Consider the following 17095-nt stretch of genomic DNA (forward strand, 5'->3'; position numbering starts at 1 on the left):
TGTAGGATTTTTCAAAGAATTCCATGTAATGGTCTTTCGTCAATTAAATAATTAGGTTTTAAGATCTCTTTGTTTTTCATTTCAGTTTTTCTTCTGGAGGGCCCATTTTTCTTTTTAAAGGGTATTACAATAGCCTAGATGGTATTTGGGTTCAATGTTGAGGAAAATACATTCAATTTTTCGGAAAAAATCCACAAAAATCCCCAATTGGGAAAGGAGAGAATTACCGCTTAAATGGAATTAAGAAAAATTGACAGAAGTAAATGTTCTTTTGGAACAAGCATTGCACGTTAATCATTGGTTTTTATTTACTTTGTCCCAAATTTCAAAAAGGGAAAAATGTGGCAATACGTTTTTCCAAACAACCAAATAAATCTTAATCCAATCCCCAAAATGAAAGAAAAGCTGATCTCATTTTCGCTAAATCGCTCCTTGATGTTTGCTTTGGTAGCGTTGCTGGCAGTGGGTGCCTGTAAGTCAAAGAAAAAAGCTGTACAGCCTGAACCTGCACCTGCACCTGTTGAGCGCGTAGAGGAAACTCCTCCTCCTCCAGCTCCACAACCATCAGCTGAAGAAGTAGCTGCACAAAAACTAGAAAGTGCATTTAATTCAGTAGCTGGTGCGAGTAGCACAGCTATGGCAAACCAATCTATCGAGCAGACTTTGGCAATGTTCTCAAATCAAGATACTCCTGTTTTGATCGTAATTCACGAAGAAAACGGTATCAAGGACTATGATGAACCAACTACAATCCGAAAGTATCTTGAGTACTTGAAGGATACCAAGAAAAACCTGAACTATATCTCTGACATCCGCTTGGATGCCAATGGTAAAGTTTCAGAGCTTGAATTGAGAAGAAAATAATCATCCCTAGTAAATCAATCCAAAATGAAAAATAAATTAATTCTATTTCTTGGCCTCTTTCTTGCAAGTTCGGTAGTAGTCCTTGCCCAGTCAGATGACATCAGCCCAGCTAGAAAGCAGGCGATTGACTCTTTGGCATTGGAGAAAGTAAAAGACTTAAGTAAATACATCGCTATCATCGGTAGCAAAGACACTCAGTTTTCTGAGGCAAACCGCGTGATGGATCGTGCTGAGGAGCTTTTTGCTCCAGGAGCTGAAATGGGTGTTTCTAGTATCAACTCTAATGAGATCGCTTACTATAAAGTAAGAAGATACTTTGAGCGTCTAATGGCTTTGAACTACGACCGTGTCAATATCACTTGGTATGATATCCAATATATCTCAGATTTGGAAAGACAACCTGACGGTAGATATGTAGGTGTGATTACCATCTTCCAGAGATTCGAAGGTACTTCTATCGAAACTGGTATGAACTACAAAGACACCACTAAGAAAGACATCACGATCTACGTAGAGAAAAAACAAACTCAAATTGCCGGTAGAACCATCGAATTCTGGGATGTGATGCTTGGTGATGTGCGAGTGACTGAAACCTCCGCATGAGATTTACCCTAATTATTTTTGCGATTTTTATCGCAAGCATTTCGATTGTATCCGCTCAGGGCATTGGCTCTGGCGGTACAATCAAAGATGATGGCAGATTTGCCGCTTCTACCAAACAACTAAATCAATTTTTTAGACGCTTCAATGGTGAAGAGTCACCAACAGATGGGAATACCCGATTTTATCCGGGAGACTCACTCTATCATAATAATGCCTTAAGACAAGGGTTTCTTCAAATCCTTTTTGACAATCAGACAAGTTCTATTTCTCGAGATTTAAAGGATCAGTTTACTAAAAATGTCCTTTCAGAGGTCTACCCTCAATATCTTAATTTTCACAGAGTAGGGTGGTATTCTGAAGTTCAGGCAGAGTTTACTTTTAAAGGAAAAAGAGAAAGTGCTACGCTTATCCTAAAAATCCAACCTGAGGGTTTGGGCTACGAATGGGTAATAGATGCAGTTAGCTTTCCTCCATTTAAGAATTTGTTCAATAAGCCAGTAGGAGAGGAGAAGGATTTTCTTCATCCACTTTCCCATGAACTGGGCTTTATGAATTTAAGAAGGGCGTTTCAGGATTCTAAAGTTCCTGAGGCGTTCACAGGTTCCACCTTTCACCCGGACTACCTGACCTTGTTTTTGTATGAAATGAAACAGAATAATATAAAATTCATCACGGTGAATGATGTTAAGTTTCATTTTTTCCAAATAGATGGCTGGTATTTTGAAGTATCACAGTTCAACCGTCCCGGATTCAATACAGGATGGCTGATTTCTAATCTAGTAAAGCTTAATCCTGGAGATAAGGAAACCATTGAAAAGTACATTTATGATCAGAAGTAACAGACATTTTCTTTTTCTGGTAATTCTTCTTTTAACAAGTCCTTTTGCTTTTTCTCAAAGTATCAAAGGATATACAAAAGAGGAGATCAAAGATTTTTCTTCCAAAGTCGAAGACCAGGTTAGATTTCTTGAGTATTTGCTGAACACAGTGGGGTCAGCTGAAACTCCTGCTCGAGACAAGGATGTCATCATCAGGGAGAGCTATCTGAAGATATTTAGAGATGCCAGTGTCCAAGTGGAAGATGATCTACTTTTGGATAGAAAAGTAGTGACCAATAAAGATGTCACGGCTTATATGAAAGACATTGAGTTCTTCTATCAGAATGTCAATTTCAAATTTAAAATCCGAGACGTAAAACCTGCCCAAAAAGACAATGGAGAGGTCTATTTCGTAGTATCATTGGATAGGACAATTGACGCTTCAGATAATGATGGGAAGAAAATAACCAATACAAAACCTCGATTTGTAGAAGTAAATCTTGATGATAAAAGCCAGGAGCTGAAAATCGTCAGTATGTATACGACCAAATTGAGCAGAGATGAGGAGTTACTGGAATGGTGGGAAATCCTAAATCCTCATTGGAAGGCTTATTTCCATGAGAGATTTGAATTGACACCTTTCGATTCGGTTGATCTGGATCAGCTGTATAGATTTGTTTCCATTGATACCCTAGATATTTCTGGTACAGATAGCTTATTGGATTTACGTCCTTTGGAAGCTTTAAGGGATTTGAAATATGTCGATTTGAGCAATACCCAAATCACAGCTTTGGGGCCTATTTCCAATGTGACCTTTCTTCAGTATCTCAATGTAGCCAATACTCCAACTTCAGATATCCAGTTTATCAAATACTCTGATAGGTTGCGTCATTTGGATATCTCCAATACCCAAATTCATGACATCAGTGAGCTTAGTAATCTGAAGTCTCTAAAAAGCCTAAAAGCTGAGAAAACTCCAATAATGAGTTTTGCAGTGTTAAATGAATTTGACAGCTTGAGGTCTTTGAATTTGACGGAAAGCGGGTTTAATAATGCTGAAAATATCAAGGATTTATCACGATTGGAAGACTTGGATTTGAGTAAAAATTACCTGATCAATTTCACAAGTTTGGGAGAATTGGAATCATTAAAATATATCAACCTGTCTCAAACGAATATAAAAGATCTGACACCGTTAAATAAGTTGTCACATCTGGAGATTGTTGACTTGACTCAAACTGAAGTAGCTGATATCTCGGTATTGAATGCCAAACCAAACTTAGAAAAGGTATTGGCCGATGAGACAAGTCTTTCGGTAAGCTCTGCGGATAATTTTATCAGAAACAACCCTAAAGTATTGTTGATTCACCATGTCAAGGACTTGGAGTCTTGGTGGTCAGGATTATCGGAAGCTTGGAAGGAAAGTCTCAAAAAGGCTAATTCCCAAATTCGAAGCAACTCTCCAAATGTCGAAGTCCTGACTTCAACGATTGGACTTGAGTCACTCGACCTTTCAGGAGCTGGAGTAGAGACTCTGAATCCGGTAACTAGATTTGCGAAGCTGAAAAAGATCAACTTGTCAGACAATCCTGTGGGGGACTTACTTCCTCTGAGTGAAGTAAATACGTTGGAAGAATTGGTAGCTGCCAATACATTGGTCAAGGATTTAAATCCAATAAGAAACAATGAGAGCTTAAAGAAAATTAATTTGGAAGGGAGCCCTGTAGAAAGTATCCTGCCAATTTTAAGCTTGCCAAATATTAGTTATTTAAATGTCAACGGATCATCGATTTTTGGAGAAGAGGTTCCAGAAGTTTTGATGAAGAAGTCTGATTTAACTTTGGTTTATAGGGTAGAGGAATTGAATCAATGGTGGACTAATTTACCTTCTGACTGGAAAGAATTGTTTAGAAGGCAGTTTAGCATGCCTGAGGAGCCTACTACAGAACAATTGCATAATTTGACAGCCAAGTCATCATTAGACCTTGAACGCGTTTCTATTAGAGATATTAGGCCTTTGACTGCTTTTGTTAATTTAAGGTCCCTGGTGATCTTTGATGCACCTTTGTCTGATATTTCTCCAATCTCAGAACTGCATCTTTTGACCAATTTGAGACTATCTCAAGCACCTATTACTGATTTTCTGCCTGTTTCAAGTTTGTTTTCTCTTGAAACCTTAGATCTTTCTAATACAGGAGTTGAAGATCTTGATCCATTGGGTTCATTGACTGAATTGAAAGTTTTGAATCTCTCCGGAACAAACTTAACAGGCTTAAAAGGACTAGAAGGACTGATCAACCTAGTTGAGTTAGATGTAGCAAGTACCAATTTGAGGTCATTGAGACCGATAGAAGGGCTTAACAATTTGAAGAAATTGAGCTGCTTTAATACCAGGTTGTCCAGCCGAACTGTTGATCGATTTAAGCAAGCTATTCCTGACTGTGAAGTGAGATATTATTAAATTGATCCATTCATATGAAAGCCTCTTCGGATAAATCTGAAGAGGCTTTTTTTATGAGAAATATCATTAAAGCAATTTTGGAATATTTTTTACCGAAAGGAAATTGCCATTCACCGATAGTTGAACGGTTTTGAGCTAATTTTTTACACGGGCTCTTTCATCAGAATTACATTTGTTCAGATCATTTGATTAATCGATGGTCAAAGATTAATCGAATACCTGTTAAACCTATTGGTGGATAAGGAGCATGAGAAATCATGTAAGAGTAAAAGTTGTTTGATTGCCCTTTTGTCCCCCATGTTAATTCAAATAATGTAAATGTCAGATCAAGTGGAAAACCAATTCTTCCCGCTCAGCTACCAAGAGCAAATCTTGGATAGCTATGATCTGATCACATCAGTTTTTGGAGAGATTGGGGGACAAAACAACTTGTCCTACGAGTTGGATGGATCTTTACCTGTCATAGTTGGAAGTCCTCTGGACCTTAAAACCAGATTTAAGGATTTTATTTCTGTTTTGGTTAAAGAAAAACCCATGAATCACCTGTCAGTTTATGTAAGTCATATCAAAGATCCCAAACATTGGATTTTTACCTTTTTGGTAAAAATGGGGATTGGAGATACTAGGAGGGGGAAAGAAATGGTTTTGGATGTTGACCCTGTTAAAACTTCCTTGTCTATCCCTAAAAGGGGAGGAGACTGTTACCCAATCTATCTACTCTAAATGCATCCAAGACTATTATGGAACCCTCTATGACTTATTTAGATGAATTATCCGGTGGAAATGAGGAGTTTAAGAAAAAGATTGTGAAAATAATCTTAGCAGAACTCCCAGAAGAGTATACGCTATATAAACATGCTATTGCTGGAGGTAATTATTTTTGGGCTTCAGAAATTGTCCATCGTATTATCCAAAAGATCGCTTTTTTTCAATTAGAAGAATCCTATAAAAAAGTGGAGAAGCATGAAAAGTATTTGAGGGAAGGGAATTTAAAATACCATCCATATTTTAATGAAGTGGTTACTAAAATTCTTAACTTCCTGCCAAAATACTCTATATAATTATGAACTGTATCATCTTAGATGATGAAAGCGTATCGAGAGAGATATTAACTTTTTTATGTAATAAACAACCAGAGTTGAGTTTGAAAGGAAGTTTTGCAAGTGCAATTGAGGCCTTTAGGTTTTTAAATAGTTCTGAAGTTGATTTGATTTTTCTAGATATACATATGCCTGGTTTTAATGGCTTTGATTTTATTCAAACTTTGAAGAACCCTCCTTTAGTAATAATTACCTCTTCGGATAAAGGGCAGGCTATTCATGCATTTGAATATGATAGTATTATTGATTTCTTAAGTAAACCTATTGATCCTGAGAGGTTTGTGAAGTCTGTTCAAAAAGCTTCAAATATGTTGATCGAAAGGGTGACTGTAAAAACTAAAGAGAATAAGCCACAAGAATCAGATCAGTTTTATATCAATATTGATAAAAAACTGATCAAATTAGATTTAAAGCAAGTTTACTTTTTTAAAGCTCAAGGTGACTATGTTCAGATCTTATTAGAGAAAGGAGAATACTTGGTGCATACCACTTTATCAAATGTTCTAGATAAACTGCCTTCGGATAGCTTTTTTCAGGTACACCGGTCTTATATTATTAATTTGAGTAAAATTATTGATATTCAAGATAATACGGTTTTGATAGATAAAACTGTCATCCCAATTAGTCGGTATAAGAAGGCTGATTTAATGAGAAGAATAAACTTATTTTAGTTGGTATTTACTTTTTAAGTAACTCTAATATTAGTTCTATTTCTTTTTCTATTTTTTCTAATTGTTTTATTAAAGATTCCTGATTAATCTCTTTTGTAAGTTCAAATTCCTCTGACATTTTGGCTAATTGATTCATCCCAGAACTTACAGCGGTACCATATAGTTTATGGCCAGCCTCCTTAATGCCTGGAAGATTTTTAGCCTCGATTTCTTTCCTAAGGCTTAGCTTTGATCGACTTAATTCAGATTTAACAATTTCAATAATTCCTTCCCAGACTTCAGAATTGTAGTCAGTATATAGCTTAAGTACTTCCGGGTCATAATGATCGGTTTCTTTTAGGGCAGTGGTATCTGAATTGGAGTCTGCATTAAAAGTCGCCCATTTTTCAAGTACTTCTCGAAGCATGTCCTCTACGATAGGTTTGACTACAAAATCATTCATCCCCACGGCCAGGCACTTTTCTTTTTCGCCTTTGACATTACCTGCAGTCAATGCTATAATTGGAACATTCTGACCATTTGAGAGGGATCTGATTTTTTCTGTTGCTACATAACCATTCATTTCTGGCATCTGAATATCCATGAAAATTAAATCAGGTATTGTTTCTTCACATCGTTCCAAAGCCTCTTTTCCATTCATGGCTTTTATCAGAGTGATGTTAGGGGCAATTTTTCGGAAAATCGTTTCAGCCAATAACATGTTGACAGGATTGTCTTCCGCAATTAATACTTTGAGGGATTTGTCTTGAAAAGGAATTGCCTCAACTTCTATTTGATTATCTTCTACTTCTTCCTTGAGATGGGAAAGCACATGGTAGAATTCCTGAAGTTTCAACGGTTTGATCATTCGGAACTTAATATTCAAATCTTTGCAGGCCTGAATGATTCTTTGATCATCCGATGAGCTGTGAAGCAAAAGAATAGGCATGTCCTCCAAATGATCATTGAAGCTTTCCCTTATCTTTTTGATGGTTTCTATCCCATCCATAAATGGCATGTGGTAATCCATCAAAATCACATCGAATTGCTTCCCTTTGGAAAGAATCTGCAACGCTTCAAATCCATTTTTAGCCTCGGTTGTTTTAATGTTTTTCAGTAAAAGCATCTGGTTGACAATGAGTCGATTATTGTCATTGTCGTCTACCACCAAAACCTCTTTGATTTCTTCCATTCCAGACCATTCAATCGGATCGCCTACTTCGGTTTCCAGAACTACATCGAAATAGAATGTACTTCCTTTTCCCGGGGAGGAGATTAATTGGAGTTTACTTCCCATCAAACCTAAGAGTTTGTTTGAAATGGTCAGACCAAGTCCGGTTCCTCCATACTTTTTGGTAGTTGAGCTGTCTTCTTGGGAGAAAGCTTCGAAGATTTTTTCTTGCTTTTCTAAACTGATTCCGATTCCAGTATCTCTCACGGAGAATCGAAGAAGGTTTTTACCTTCCACCTCATTTAGATTTTCAATTTTTAGTTCAATCTCTCCTTCCTCGGTAAACTTGGAAGCATTCCCTAAAAGGTTGACCAATACCTGCTTAAGTCTTACAGAATCTGCATGGATAAAACGAGGGAGGCTCGGATCAACATTGAGTAGCATTTCAAGTCCCTTGTTTTGAATCTGGTATGTGATAATATCTGTAGCCTGCGATGCCATTTCAAATAGATCACTTTTGTCTATGTCCAACTCAAGCTTACCAGCTTCGATTTTAGAGAAATCTAGAATGTCGTTGATGATACTTAAAAGTGCATTTGCAGATTGGTTGACAATGGTCAGGTATTGAAGCTGTGTTTCATTTAGCTTTGTTTTGAGGACAAGATCTGTGAAACCAATTACCCCATTCAAAGGTGTTCTGATTTCATGGCTCATATTTGCCAAAAATTCAGATTTAGCTCTGCTTGCTTCTTCAGCTACTAATTTGGCATTTTTCAGTTCCTCTCGACGTTTGACCATACCCGTGATATTTTGGGTATATAGCATCATGCCTCCTATTTTGCCATCGTGCATAAACCATGGTCGCATTTCCCAGCTTACATAAACATCTTCATCAGAACCGGGAAGTTTAAAAATGTCCTCTTGCTTACTTTCAACATTTCCCCTAAGTACACTGAAAAACAACTCTTTGATTTCATCGTCTATTACTTCTGCGAAAAGATCAAAATGATATTTTCCAATTACATTTTGATTTTTTGGTTGAAATTCTTCGAGCCATCTATTGCTAACGGCAATATATTTAAGGTCTTTATCGAGCATTGCTACAGCAGCTGGAGTATGCTTGACGAAGGCCGAAAGTCTGCTTTTTTCATTAGTGAGTTCGATCTCAGTCTCCACTTTATCAGTGATGTCTATGGCTATACCTAAATAGCCAATGCTGATATTTTCGGTGTCTTTGATTGGAGTTACTACCAAAGAAACTAGGCGTTTTTTACCATCTTTTCTAATATAGGTCCAGTCCCGTTGCTCTGACCCATCTCTCTCAGCCCTTGCTACAAAAGTTTGAAATCCTTCTACGGGTTTCTCGAACTCGTCTGAGACCACTTTTGAATGAGCAATAACTTCCTGTTTCAAGTGAATTATTTCAGGAGTTTGTTTTCCGATCATTTCTTCAGCATGGTAGCCAAGCATTTTTTCTGCCCCTCTGTTGAAGACTGTGATTACACCGGTCAAATCCGTCGCAATTACACTAACTTCTGAAGAGGCACTAAAAACGTCATCCAAAAGCTTTTTTGCTGAAGCAGCCTCTAATTCAGCCTTTTTTGTTTCATCAATGTCCTGAAATGTCCCAACGACTCTGATGCATTTCCCAGCTTCCATGATTGGCTTTCCAATGGCTCTTACCCAAAGGGTTTTTCCTTTTGCAGTAATGATTTGAAGTTCCAAACTCCAAGGTTTTCCTTCATTGATGGCTTCATCTACAGCTTTTGTGATTTTCTCTCTGCTTTCCCCTGCTTTGTAAAAATTAATGCCAGATTCGAGGTCAGGAACAAAGTCATCAGGGACTTCATGGATTAGTTTGGTTACAGGTGTCCAGGAAAGCTTTTGGTGAATTAGATCCAAAGTCCAACCACCTACCCGAGCTACTTGACCTGTTTCCTCAAGAAGGATTTTAGTCTCTTTTAAATCTTTTTCTAAAACAGCCCTGTTAGAAATGTCAATAGCATTTCCAATAATATATTCAGTTTCTCCATTTTCGGGATAATACATGACATTGTTGAAAATCCATGTTCTTATCGACCCGTTTTTATGGCGAATAGCCATTTGACCATTTGCTTTTCCCTCTGATTTAATAAGTTTCAAATAATTATTAACTCCAGGGTGGTTTTCCTCGGGCACCAAGTCAAAAAGGGAAAATTGGATTACTTCTTCCACAGTATATCCCAATATTGAAGCTCCTGCTAAATTCACAGATAAAAAATTGCCTTCTAAATCATGAGTGCACATGAGCCCTTGGGAGTTTTCAAAAAAGACTTTTAATCGTGCCTCTTTTTCCACAAGTTGACTTTCTATTTCTTTAGCTTCAGAAATATCACGGCCTATTGCGAAAATTTTACCAGTATTGGGTTCAGGTGTGGCTGTCCATTGAATCGTTTTGCTGAGGCCCTCTTTGGTTAAAAATCGATGATCAAAACTGATGGTTTTGGAGTCTGTCAATAACTTTTGAAAAATCTCAAAAGTGTACCCTAAATCCTCAGGGTGAATAAAATTGGCAAAAGGTTGATCTAGTACTTCTTCCTTTTTATATCTCAAAAGTGAATGAAAATAGGGATTGACTTTTTCAAATTGCCCCTGACGATTGACAATGCAAACCAAATCTTTTGAAAGATTGAAAAGTGTTTCAAAGTTTTCCTTTTGAGATTCCTGAATTCTCGAATCTATAATTCTTTCAACCTCATCTTTTAGCAAGTTTAGGCCTTGTATTTCTTTTTCGGAGAAATCTTTTATTTCATTGTTTACAATAGTCAATAGACCTGAAACCTTTTCAGAATGAAATTGTATTGGGAGAATAGCTATTGTGCCAAACTTGGCACCTTCAAACAGAGGGATAGGCCTAGTAAAGATTTGTATCGTTTTGATTTTCAATAACTCTTTTTCGTCAAAAGTCACTGGTACTACTCCTTCCGTCTCTACCCCAAAACTTGAGAAGATTTTCCATTTTTCTTCTTCTTCAAAAGCCAAATAGGCTCCAGAAGTTTGAGTAAGAAGCGATGTCAATTGACAAATCTTGGATAACTCTAAAATTGATTTTGAGTCTAAAATTTCAGATAAAGAAAAGTTTTCTTCTGGAAGAAAGTCAGATGAGGAAAATGCCATTTTATTTTATTTCCTTATTTACAATAAGGTGTTAGTTATAGAAACTAAAGCGAACAATTTTTTACAAAATATGAGGCAAATGTTAGATAAAAAAGGAATTATATAAGACTTAAAGTGTTTGTTATATAACTGTCAGGTTCGTTAAATTTGAAATCCATTTATGGCTATTTAAATAGCATATAGCCCATTTTGTTTAAAAACTTAAGAAAAGGATTGTCTTGGATTTTCAGATTAGTTGTTAGGATTATCTAACTTGCCACACCTTAAAATTAAAGCCTTCATATGTTTGATAGTCCCGACTTTCCCCAATCTTTGGAAGAAAGTGAATTTGAATCTTGGTTGGAAACAGGAAGAGAAAGTAAAATTTCCTATGCCTATTTATTGGTGATTTGGGATGAGCTTGAAGGGAAATACTCTCCAGTTTTTGTCGAGAATAGATCTGATATCAATAGATATGAGCGATATGGTGATTCGCCTGATAGGCAATTGTTGGTAGCCGCCTATGATCTGTATTCCGAATCCCGTGTAGCCTAAAATTATCCCTATTCAATATGTTTCTACGAGTTTTTTCAACCCTATTTCTCTTGTTTCAAAGTTTAAATTTTACAAATAATAGTTCTGCTTTAATGGATTCAAGCTTTCAGATTCCATTGGGAGGAAACACCTATCAAACTGCAGGTATAGAAAAAGAGGAAATTGCTAAGGAAGGGATTCTTTCTTGGGAAAATCAAGATTCTGAGTTTAGTGTTTATTTCAAATCCAGTCAAGCAACTCAGGTGAGTGTTTTGTTAAAGCTGATCCCTCAATCTCAAGGAAGTACAATTGAATTGGTTGCTGATAGAGTTTTTGAAATTGATATTGAACCTGGACAATCCGAGGTGAATCTGGAAAATGTAATTCTGAAAAAAGGGTACAATGAATTCCAGTTGAAAGGTATTAGTAAAGAAGGAAGTGATTTTGCGAAAATATCTGATTTAGAAATCCATTCTATTGCTTCTATTGAGTTGGAATATGTAAAAGATAATGAGAATAACAGATTCTACTGGGGAAGAAGAGGTCCATCTGTTCACTTGACTTATACCTTGCCCGATGATCAAAATTTCAAATGGTTTTATAATGAAATTGAAGTGCCTGTAGGGGAAGATCCGATAGGATCCTATTTTATGGCAAATGGTTTTGGAGAAGGTTATTTTGGGATTCAAGTCAATTCTGAACAAGAGAGAAGGATCTTATTTTCAGTTTGGAGTCCTTACAAGACGGATAACCCCAACGAAATCCCAGAAGAAGAAAAGATTAAACTATTGAAAAAGGGGGGGCAAGTCTATACCGGGGAGTTTGGAAATGAAGGGTCTGGTGGGCAGTCTTATTTGAAATACCCGTGGAAGGCTGGCGTGACCTATAGTTTTCTGAATTCAGTTGAACCAGATGGAAAAGGAAATACTGTTTACACCGCTTATTTCTTGGATCCTGAGAAAGGTGAATGGCAACTGATTGCAAGTTTTTCAAGACCAAAAACTGATACTTGGTATAAAAGACCTCATTCATTTTTGGAAAACTTTATTCCTGAATCAGGAAATATCACAAGAAGAGGGATTTACAAAAACCAATGGGCAGCAGATAAAGAAGGAAACTGGATTGAGTTAACTGAGGCTAAATTTACTGGGGATGATATTGCAAGAAGAGGATATAGAAAGGATTTTGCTGGTGGCAGTTTTGAAGATCAGTTTTATTTAATGAATGGAGTTTTTTTTGACGAATCAACGGAAATCAATAGCATTTTTATAAGACCAGAACTGGGGAATACGCCAAATATTGACTGGTTTAAACTTCCTTAAAACAGAATTTTCAGGATAGCTAAATTTCCAAAAAAGTGTATTTTGGGTTATGCGGATTTGGATTCGGATGACCCTGTTTTTTTTATTTTTATCTAGTGTGACCATCGCTCAACAAGCAATGTTACACCTGCGGCCTGTTTTAGAGCCATTGTACGAGACAAATTATCGGATTACCGAGGTGGTGGATGTTCGTGGAGTATCCGAAAAGTCCATTGGGGAAGTTTATTATACCAAAATTCATAAGGCTCCAGTGGTTTTTGAAAAGGAGCTTTCGGATTTGATTTTGAAGAGGTTTCAAAGTGAAATTACCTTTCCGGATTCTGTGGAACGAGATATTCAAGTGAGACTTGATATGCTCAATGTCTGGGAGAGGCTTAATTCAAAAACAGGGTTATATGAGGGCAGGATGGATATCAGGATGAGTTTTTATCTCCTGACAGATTTAGATCCCATTTATTTAATCAGATATGGTAATAGGATAACCTACCAACGATCTCTAAATGGGATCAATAAATTGCAAGATTTGGTAACTGAGTACATGGATGAAAGTCTCAGTTTTTTTGATTCATGGATCAAAACCAATGGTCTTGAGCATCGAGAACTTGCAGAAACTGTTGAGTTGAGAATGAAGGACCCAGTGCGACCCTCATCAATGGATACTGTTTTTTACAACCCTGAATTCCCTCTTTATTGGGAAAATTTCAGTGCTAAACCCAACCTTCTAAGTAGGAAGAACGCTGTGATTAACACCAGTTTTTCTATTGAAGGTAATGCTGTGTTGCAACAAGGGAATATCATCCAAACCTTAGAGTTTAAAGTCTATATGTTGCCCAATCAATCTTGGGTAAAAGAGCCAGACGACTATGCCTTGAATCATGAAAGAAAGCATTTTGATATCGTTAGGATTGTTGTGGATCGACTGAAAGCGAGGTTAACCACGATGGATTTAACTCCTGATAATTTCCAGGCGAAATTGAATGAAGTGTTTTTCGATTCCTATCGTGAAATGAATAAAATTCAAGAAGCCTACGACACTCAATGTGCCAATGGGATAAACAAAGATCTTCAGCAGAAATGGAATGAATGGATTTTAGAAGGATTAAGAGGCGACTGGACAAATCTAGTTCAGGCTTCAGGGCTATAAAAAAAGCACTTCGAATAGAAGTGCTTTTCTGTAAATAAATTGATTTAGTTAAGTGTTTGAGCAACTGATTCCCTCATTGGGGTAGTTGGTCTTTGGATCAATTCAGAAAGGGTTTTCGAGTTATCGAAAAGATCTCCTTTGCTTGCACTGACATCCCATCCAGCTATAGCTTGAGCAAATTCTGCAGGCAAACCGACTGATTCGAGAATTTCTGCATATTGAGCTTCTTCCAGGTTGTTGTAAGGGATTTCTTTTCCTGCTTGCTTGGAGATTTCTTTCGCCAAATCCGAAAGTGTATAACTTTCGTCTCCAGCTAATTCATAGACTTTACCCTGGTGCTTAGGATCTGAAATAACAACTGCTGCAGCCTCTGCAAAGTCATTTCTAGCAGCAGAAGAGATTTTTCCCTCTCCTGCGCTTCCTATAAATGCCCCTGCTTTCAAAGCGGAATCCACTGAGCCCAGATAGTTTTCAGTATACCATCCATTTCTAAGTATGGTAACAGGAATGCCAGCATCTTTCAATAATGCTTCGGTTTCCAAGTGCTCCCCAGCCAAACTTAAACTGGAAGTGTCGGCATGGAGCAAACTCGTATAAACGATCCATTTGACACCAGCTTCTTTTGCAGCTTCAATAACGTTTTTGTGCTGTCTGGCTCTTTGGCCCACTTCACTACTGGAGATTAAAAGCAAATAGTCTATTCCAGAAAGAGATTGCTTCAAAGTCTCAGCATCATTGTAGTCAAAAGAGCGGCTTTCTACTCCAAGTCCTGCTGCTTTTTCTTGATTTCTAACTAGTGCTACTATGTTTTCGCTAGCAGTTTTTGATTTAAGGTGTTCTATGACCAAAGATCCCAATTGACCTGTGGCTCCTGTAATTCCAATTTTCATGGTAGTGTGTTGGTTATGTTTAAAATTAATATTTATCCGATTTTGACAGAGGTCATGGTTAGTGAACCTGCTAAATAAGAGTCGTTGAAAAGAGCTAATTCTTCATTCTTTCCCTGAAGAGCCAAAGTATAAAGCAATGGCAAGTAATGCTCGGGTGTAGGAATAGCCAGTTGGAAAGATTTTCCCATTTGTGAGAAGTTGATCAATTCATCGTGGTTTCCACTTAGGATGTTTTGTTTAATCTTTTCACTTGCTTCTATGGCCCAATCATAACCGTAGTTTTCGTTCATTTTTTGCCAATGAACCATTCTGAGGTTATGGACAATATTTCCGCTTCCCACAATGAGGATACCTTTTTCTCTCAATTTTGAAAGCTCCTGAGCCAATTCATAGTGTTGCTTTGGGGTTTTATAATAATCCAAACTCAACTGAACTACCGGGATGTTGGCTTCTGGATACATGTGACGAATAACTGTCCAAGCACCATGATCCAAGCCCCATTTGTCATCCAAATGAACATCCGTGCTATGAACCAATTCCTGAACTCCTTTTGCTAATTCTGGAGAACCGGGAGCAGGATATTCCACCTCATATAAAGCTTTGGGAAAGCCTCCAAAATCATGGATAGTTGGAGGATTTTGCATTGCAGTAACCTGAGTGCCTTTTGTTTCCCAGTGCGCAGAAATCACCAAAATTGCTTTCGGAGTAGCTATCTGGTCAGAGACTTTTCTAAAGCCTTTCACAAATTCATTTTCTTCAATAGCATTCATAGGGCTTCCATGCCCTAAGAATAAAACGGGCATTTTAGGAGTGTTTTCCAAAGGCCCCAACATTGATTTGATAGTAGATAGATTCATGGCTGAAATACTTAATGGTATTGTGGTTGCTAAATGTTTGAGGAATGATTTTCTATTCATCTTATTTTAATAGCCCCTTCCATTTGTTGATTAGTACGATACAAATGTAGGGTTGCCATTCCAGCTGCACCCTTAACCTATGTTAAGAAAAAAAAGACCTTATTTCTTTTTGCGAATTCTGCTAAGGCTTTCTGGAGCGATGCCCAAATAGGATGCAATGTAAGTTTGTGGTACTCTCTGTAGAATATCACAATTCTCCTTGATCATTTCATTGTAGCGTTCTTCGGCAGTTTCCCACATAGTTGAGTTGAGTCTAGCCAAAGAATTGATATAGGCTTTTTGAAAAAGAATTCTAAAGTATCGTTCCATTTTGGGGACCTCCTTATAAAGATTTTCCAATACCTCAGGAGAAATCCTCAGCACAATGGATTCCTCTAGAGTCTCGAGATAAAATTTCGAAGGTTGTTGAGAAAAGTAGCTTTCCAAGTCACTGATCCAATTGTTTTCCAGACGGATTTGGTAAATGTGTTCATCACCTTTGGCATCGTGATAATAGGATCGTGCTCCTCCTTGAATGATAAAATAAATGTATTGACAGATTTGGCCAGGTTCGAGAAGTTTGATTTTCTTTTTTACTGCTTGCTTTTCAAATGAAGCTAGAATCTTCTTCTCTTCTTCAGGCTTCAGTTTTACCCATTTATTGATATAGTAAATCAGCTTATGGTCTAATGATTCATCCATAGTAAAAATCTATAAAATCTGTAGGGTAAAACAGGTGTGTTTTGATTTAGGTTCATGCAATCCATCTTGAATTCGAGGAGATATTTAAGAAATTGATTTCAGAAAATAAAAAATCAAAAGATATTCAATACAGTTTTACCAGCCTCATTGGAATGAATCATTTTACTCTAAAAAGCTATTTGACTTCGAATCTGGATTTGAAGGAAGAAGAAATCAATACGATTTTGACTGAATGTAATACTCGTATAGTTTCAAAGGATGAGTATTTGCTGAAAAGCCAAGAGTATTGTAAGCATATATTTTTTGTGGAAGATGGCTTACTGAGGCAATTTTCCATTGATGAAAAAGGCAAAGAGCACATTCTTCATTTTGCACCAGAAGGTTGGTTTGTGACAGACCGCGAAAGTGTGTTTTTTAATCAACCCTCCCAATTTAATATTCAAGCTTTAGAGGATACTCGAGTGGCTGTTTTGGATGATGCTTTTTTTAAGATTTTGGAGGAAAAAATGCCGTCATTTCGAGATTTCAATCATAGGATGATTCACAGTTATATCCGAAGTCTTCAGAACAGGATCATGATGCTTTTGAGTAATACCGCGGAGGAGAGATATCTGAAATTCATCAAAAAATATCCTGACATACCATTGAGGGTTCCACAATGGATGATCGCTTCCTATTTGGGAATTACTCCAGAAAGCTTAAGTCGAGTCCGAAAGGAATTGGCCCAAAGGCACACATAAAATCGATCTTACCATAGATCAATGCGATCCTCTTTCATTCTATTCATCTTTGTGTAGGTTATAAA

The 17095-nt window shown here is 37.1% G+C and carries 16 protein-coding genes; 12 read left to right on the forward strand and 4 right to left on the reverse strand.

What is annotated here, in order from left to right:
• The first annotated feature begins 393 nt into the window (after positions 1-393).
• From BUF13_RS17415 to BUF13_RS17445, 7 genes are all read left to right on the forward strand, one after another.
• A complete protein-coding gene (locus tag BUF13_RS17415; RefSeq protein WP_073573172.1) occupies positions 394-864 on the forward strand; it encodes a nucleoid-structuring protein H-NS in 471 nt (156 codons plus the stop codon).
• A 24-nt stretch (positions 865-888) separates the two neighbouring features.
• On the forward strand, positions 889-1467 hold the full coding sequence (locus BUF13_RS17420) for a hypothetical protein (RefSeq protein WP_073573090.1): 579 nt from the start codon (positions 889-891) through the stop codon (positions 1465-1467).
• Positions 1464-2306 carry a hypothetical protein gene (locus BUF13_RS17425; protein WP_073573091.1) on the forward strand — a complete coding sequence of 281 codons (843 nt, stop codon included), beginning with the start codon at positions 1464-1466 and terminating at the stop codon, positions 2304-2306. Before BUF13_RS17420 ends, BUF13_RS17425 begins: the two co-directional genes overlap by 4 nt.
• Positions 2293-4746, forward strand: coding sequence for a leucine-rich repeat domain-containing protein (locus tag BUF13_RS17430; RefSeq protein WP_073573092.1), 2454 nt, complete (start codon positions 2293-2295; stop codon positions 4744-4746). Before BUF13_RS17425 ends, BUF13_RS17430 begins: the two co-directional genes overlap by 14 nt.
• A gap of 318 nt (positions 4747-5064) precedes the next feature.
• Positions 5065-5469: a hypothetical protein gene (locus BUF13_RS17435; protein ID WP_073573093.1), complete on the forward strand. Its 405-nt coding sequence runs from the start codon at positions 5065-5067 to the stop codon at positions 5467-5469.
• Positions 5470-5498: 29 nt separating this feature from the next.
• The gene (locus BUF13_RS17440; RefSeq protein ID WP_083586508.1) at positions 5499-5807 is read left to right on the forward strand and encodes a hypothetical protein; all 309 of its coding nucleotides are present in this window, start codon (positions 5499-5501) and stop codon (positions 5805-5807) included.
• A gap of 2 nt (positions 5808-5809) precedes the next feature.
• Positions 5810-6517, forward strand: a complete 708-nt coding sequence (locus BUF13_RS17445) for a LytR/AlgR family response regulator transcription factor (RefSeq protein ID WP_073573095.1) — start codon at positions 5810-5812, stop codon at positions 6515-6517.
• A 7-nt stretch (positions 6518-6524) separates the two neighbouring features.
• Here the strand turns inward: BUF13_RS17445 and BUF13_RS17450 are convergent, their stop codons facing one another.
• Positions 6525-10724: a PAS domain S-box protein gene (locus tag BUF13_RS17450; RefSeq protein WP_243839761.1), complete on the reverse strand. Its 4200-nt coding sequence runs from the start codon at positions 10722-10724 to the stop codon at positions 6525-6527.
• Between the two features lie 10 nt (positions 10725-10734).
• Between BUF13_RS17450 and BUF13_RS20685 the strand changes: the two genes are divergently transcribed.
• The 4 genes from BUF13_RS20685 (at position 10735) to BUF13_RS17465 (ending at position 13802) form a co-directional block, all read left to right on the forward strand.
• Entirely contained in the window at positions 10735-10929 is a 195-nt protein-coding gene (locus tag BUF13_RS20685; RefSeq protein ID WP_166669843.1) for a hypothetical protein, read from the forward strand.
• A gap of 176 nt (positions 10930-11105) precedes the next feature.
• Positions 11106-11357, forward strand: coding sequence for a hypothetical protein (locus BUF13_RS17455; RefSeq protein WP_073573097.1), 252 nt, complete (start codon positions 11106-11108; stop codon positions 11355-11357).
• Positions 11358-11449: 92 nt separating this feature from the next.
• On the forward strand, positions 11450-12658 hold the full coding sequence (locus BUF13_RS17460; protein WP_134204542.1) for a DUF3472 domain-containing protein: 1209 nt from the start codon (positions 11450-11452) through the stop codon (positions 12656-12658).
• Between the two features lie 118 nt (positions 12659-12776).
• Positions 12777-13802: a hypothetical protein gene (locus tag BUF13_RS17465; RefSeq protein WP_134204544.1), complete on the forward strand. Its 1026-nt coding sequence runs from the start codon at positions 12777-12779 to the stop codon at positions 13800-13802.
• A gap of 44 nt (positions 13803-13846) precedes the next feature.
• Here BUF13_RS17465 and BUF13_RS17470 read toward each other — a convergent pair whose 3' ends face one another.
• The 3 genes from BUF13_RS17470 to BUF13_RS17480 all read right to left on the reverse strand — a co-directional run bounded on the left by BUF13_RS17470 (position 13847) and on the right by BUF13_RS17480 (position 16290).
• Positions 13847-14692 (reverse strand): SDR family oxidoreductase, encoded by an 846-nt coding sequence (locus tag BUF13_RS17470; RefSeq protein ID WP_073573100.1) that lies wholly within the window; start codon positions 14690-14692, stop codon positions 13847-13849.
• Between the two features lie 32 nt (positions 14693-14724).
• A complete protein-coding gene (gene ygiD, locus BUF13_RS17475; protein ID WP_073573101.1) occupies positions 14725-15549 on the reverse strand; it encodes a 4,5-DOPA-extradiol-dioxygenase in 825 nt (274 codons plus the stop codon).
• Positions 15550-15708: 159 nt separating this feature from the next.
• Positions 15709-16290, reverse strand: coding sequence for a Crp/Fnr family transcriptional regulator (locus BUF13_RS17480; protein ID WP_073573102.1), 582 nt, complete (start codon positions 16288-16290; stop codon positions 15709-15711).
• A 152-nt stretch (positions 16291-16442) separates the two neighbouring features.
• Here BUF13_RS17480 and BUF13_RS17485 point away from each other — a divergent pair, with 152 nt between their 5' ends.
• Positions 16443-17030 carry a Crp/Fnr family transcriptional regulator gene (locus tag BUF13_RS17485; RefSeq protein ID WP_073573173.1) on the forward strand — a complete coding sequence of 196 codons (588 nt, stop codon included), beginning with the start codon at positions 16443-16445 and terminating at the stop codon, positions 17028-17030.
• The last annotated feature ends 65 nt before the right edge of the window (positions 17031-17095 follow it).

Origin of the sequence: Algoriphagus zhangzhouensis, assembly GCF_900148515.1 — a bacterium.
Taxonomy (GTDB): Bacteria; Bacteroidota; Bacteroidia; order Cytophagales; family Cyclobacteriaceae; genus Algoriphagus; species Algoriphagus zhangzhouensis.

Bases quoted from the DNA above. Each gene is read 5' to 3' on its own strand.
- BUF13_RS17415 (WP_073573172.1), top strand. From the start codon at position 394: ATGAAAGAAAAGCTGATCTCATTTTCGCTAAATCGCTCCTTGATGTTT.
- BUF13_RS17420 (WP_073573090.1), top strand. From the start codon at position 889: ATGAAAAATAAATTAATTCTATTTCTTGGCCTCTTTCTTGCAAGTTCG.
- BUF13_RS17425 (WP_073573091.1), top strand. From the start codon at position 1,464: ATGAGATTTACCCTAATTATTTTTGCGATTTTTATCGCAAGCATTTCG.
- BUF13_RS17430 (WP_073573092.1), top strand. From the start codon at position 2,293: ATGATCAGAAGTAACAGACATTTTCTTTTTCTGGTAATTCTTCTTTTA.
- BUF13_RS17435 (WP_073573093.1), top strand. From the start codon at position 5,065: ATGTCAGATCAAGTGGAAAACCAATTCTTCCCGCTCAGCTACCAAGAG.
- BUF13_RS17440 (WP_083586508.1), top strand. From the start codon at position 5,499: ATGACTTATTTAGATGAATTATCCGGTGGAAATGAGGAGTTTAAGAAA.
- BUF13_RS17445 (WP_073573095.1), top strand. From the start codon at position 5,810: ATGAACTGTATCATCTTAGATGATGAAAGCGTATCGAGAGAGATATTA.
- BUF13_RS17455 (WP_073573097.1), top strand. From the start codon at position 11,106: ATGTTTGATAGTCCCGACTTTCCCCAATCTTTGGAAGAAAGTGAATTT.
- BUF13_RS17460 (WP_134204542.1), top strand. From the start codon at position 11,450: ATGGATTCAAGCTTTCAGATTCCATTGGGAGGAAACACCTATCAAACT.
- BUF13_RS17465 (WP_134204544.1), top strand. From the start codon at position 12,777: ATGTTACACCTGCGGCCTGTTTTAGAGCCATTGTACGAGACAAATTAT.
- BUF13_RS17470 (WP_073573100.1), bottom strand. From the start codon at position 14,692: ATGAAAATTGGAATTACAGGAGCCACAGGTCAATTGGGATCTTTGGTC.
- ygiD (WP_073573101.1), bottom strand. From the start codon at position 15,549: ATGAATCTATCTACTATCAAATCAATGTTGGGGCCTTTGGAAAACACT.
- BUF13_RS17480 (WP_073573102.1), bottom strand. From the start codon at position 16,290: ATGGATGAATCATTAGACCATAAGCTGATTTACTATATCAATAAATGG.
- BUF13_RS17485 (WP_073573173.1), top strand. From the start codon at position 16,443: ATGAATCATTTTACTCTAAAAAGCTATTTGACTTCGAATCTGGATTTG.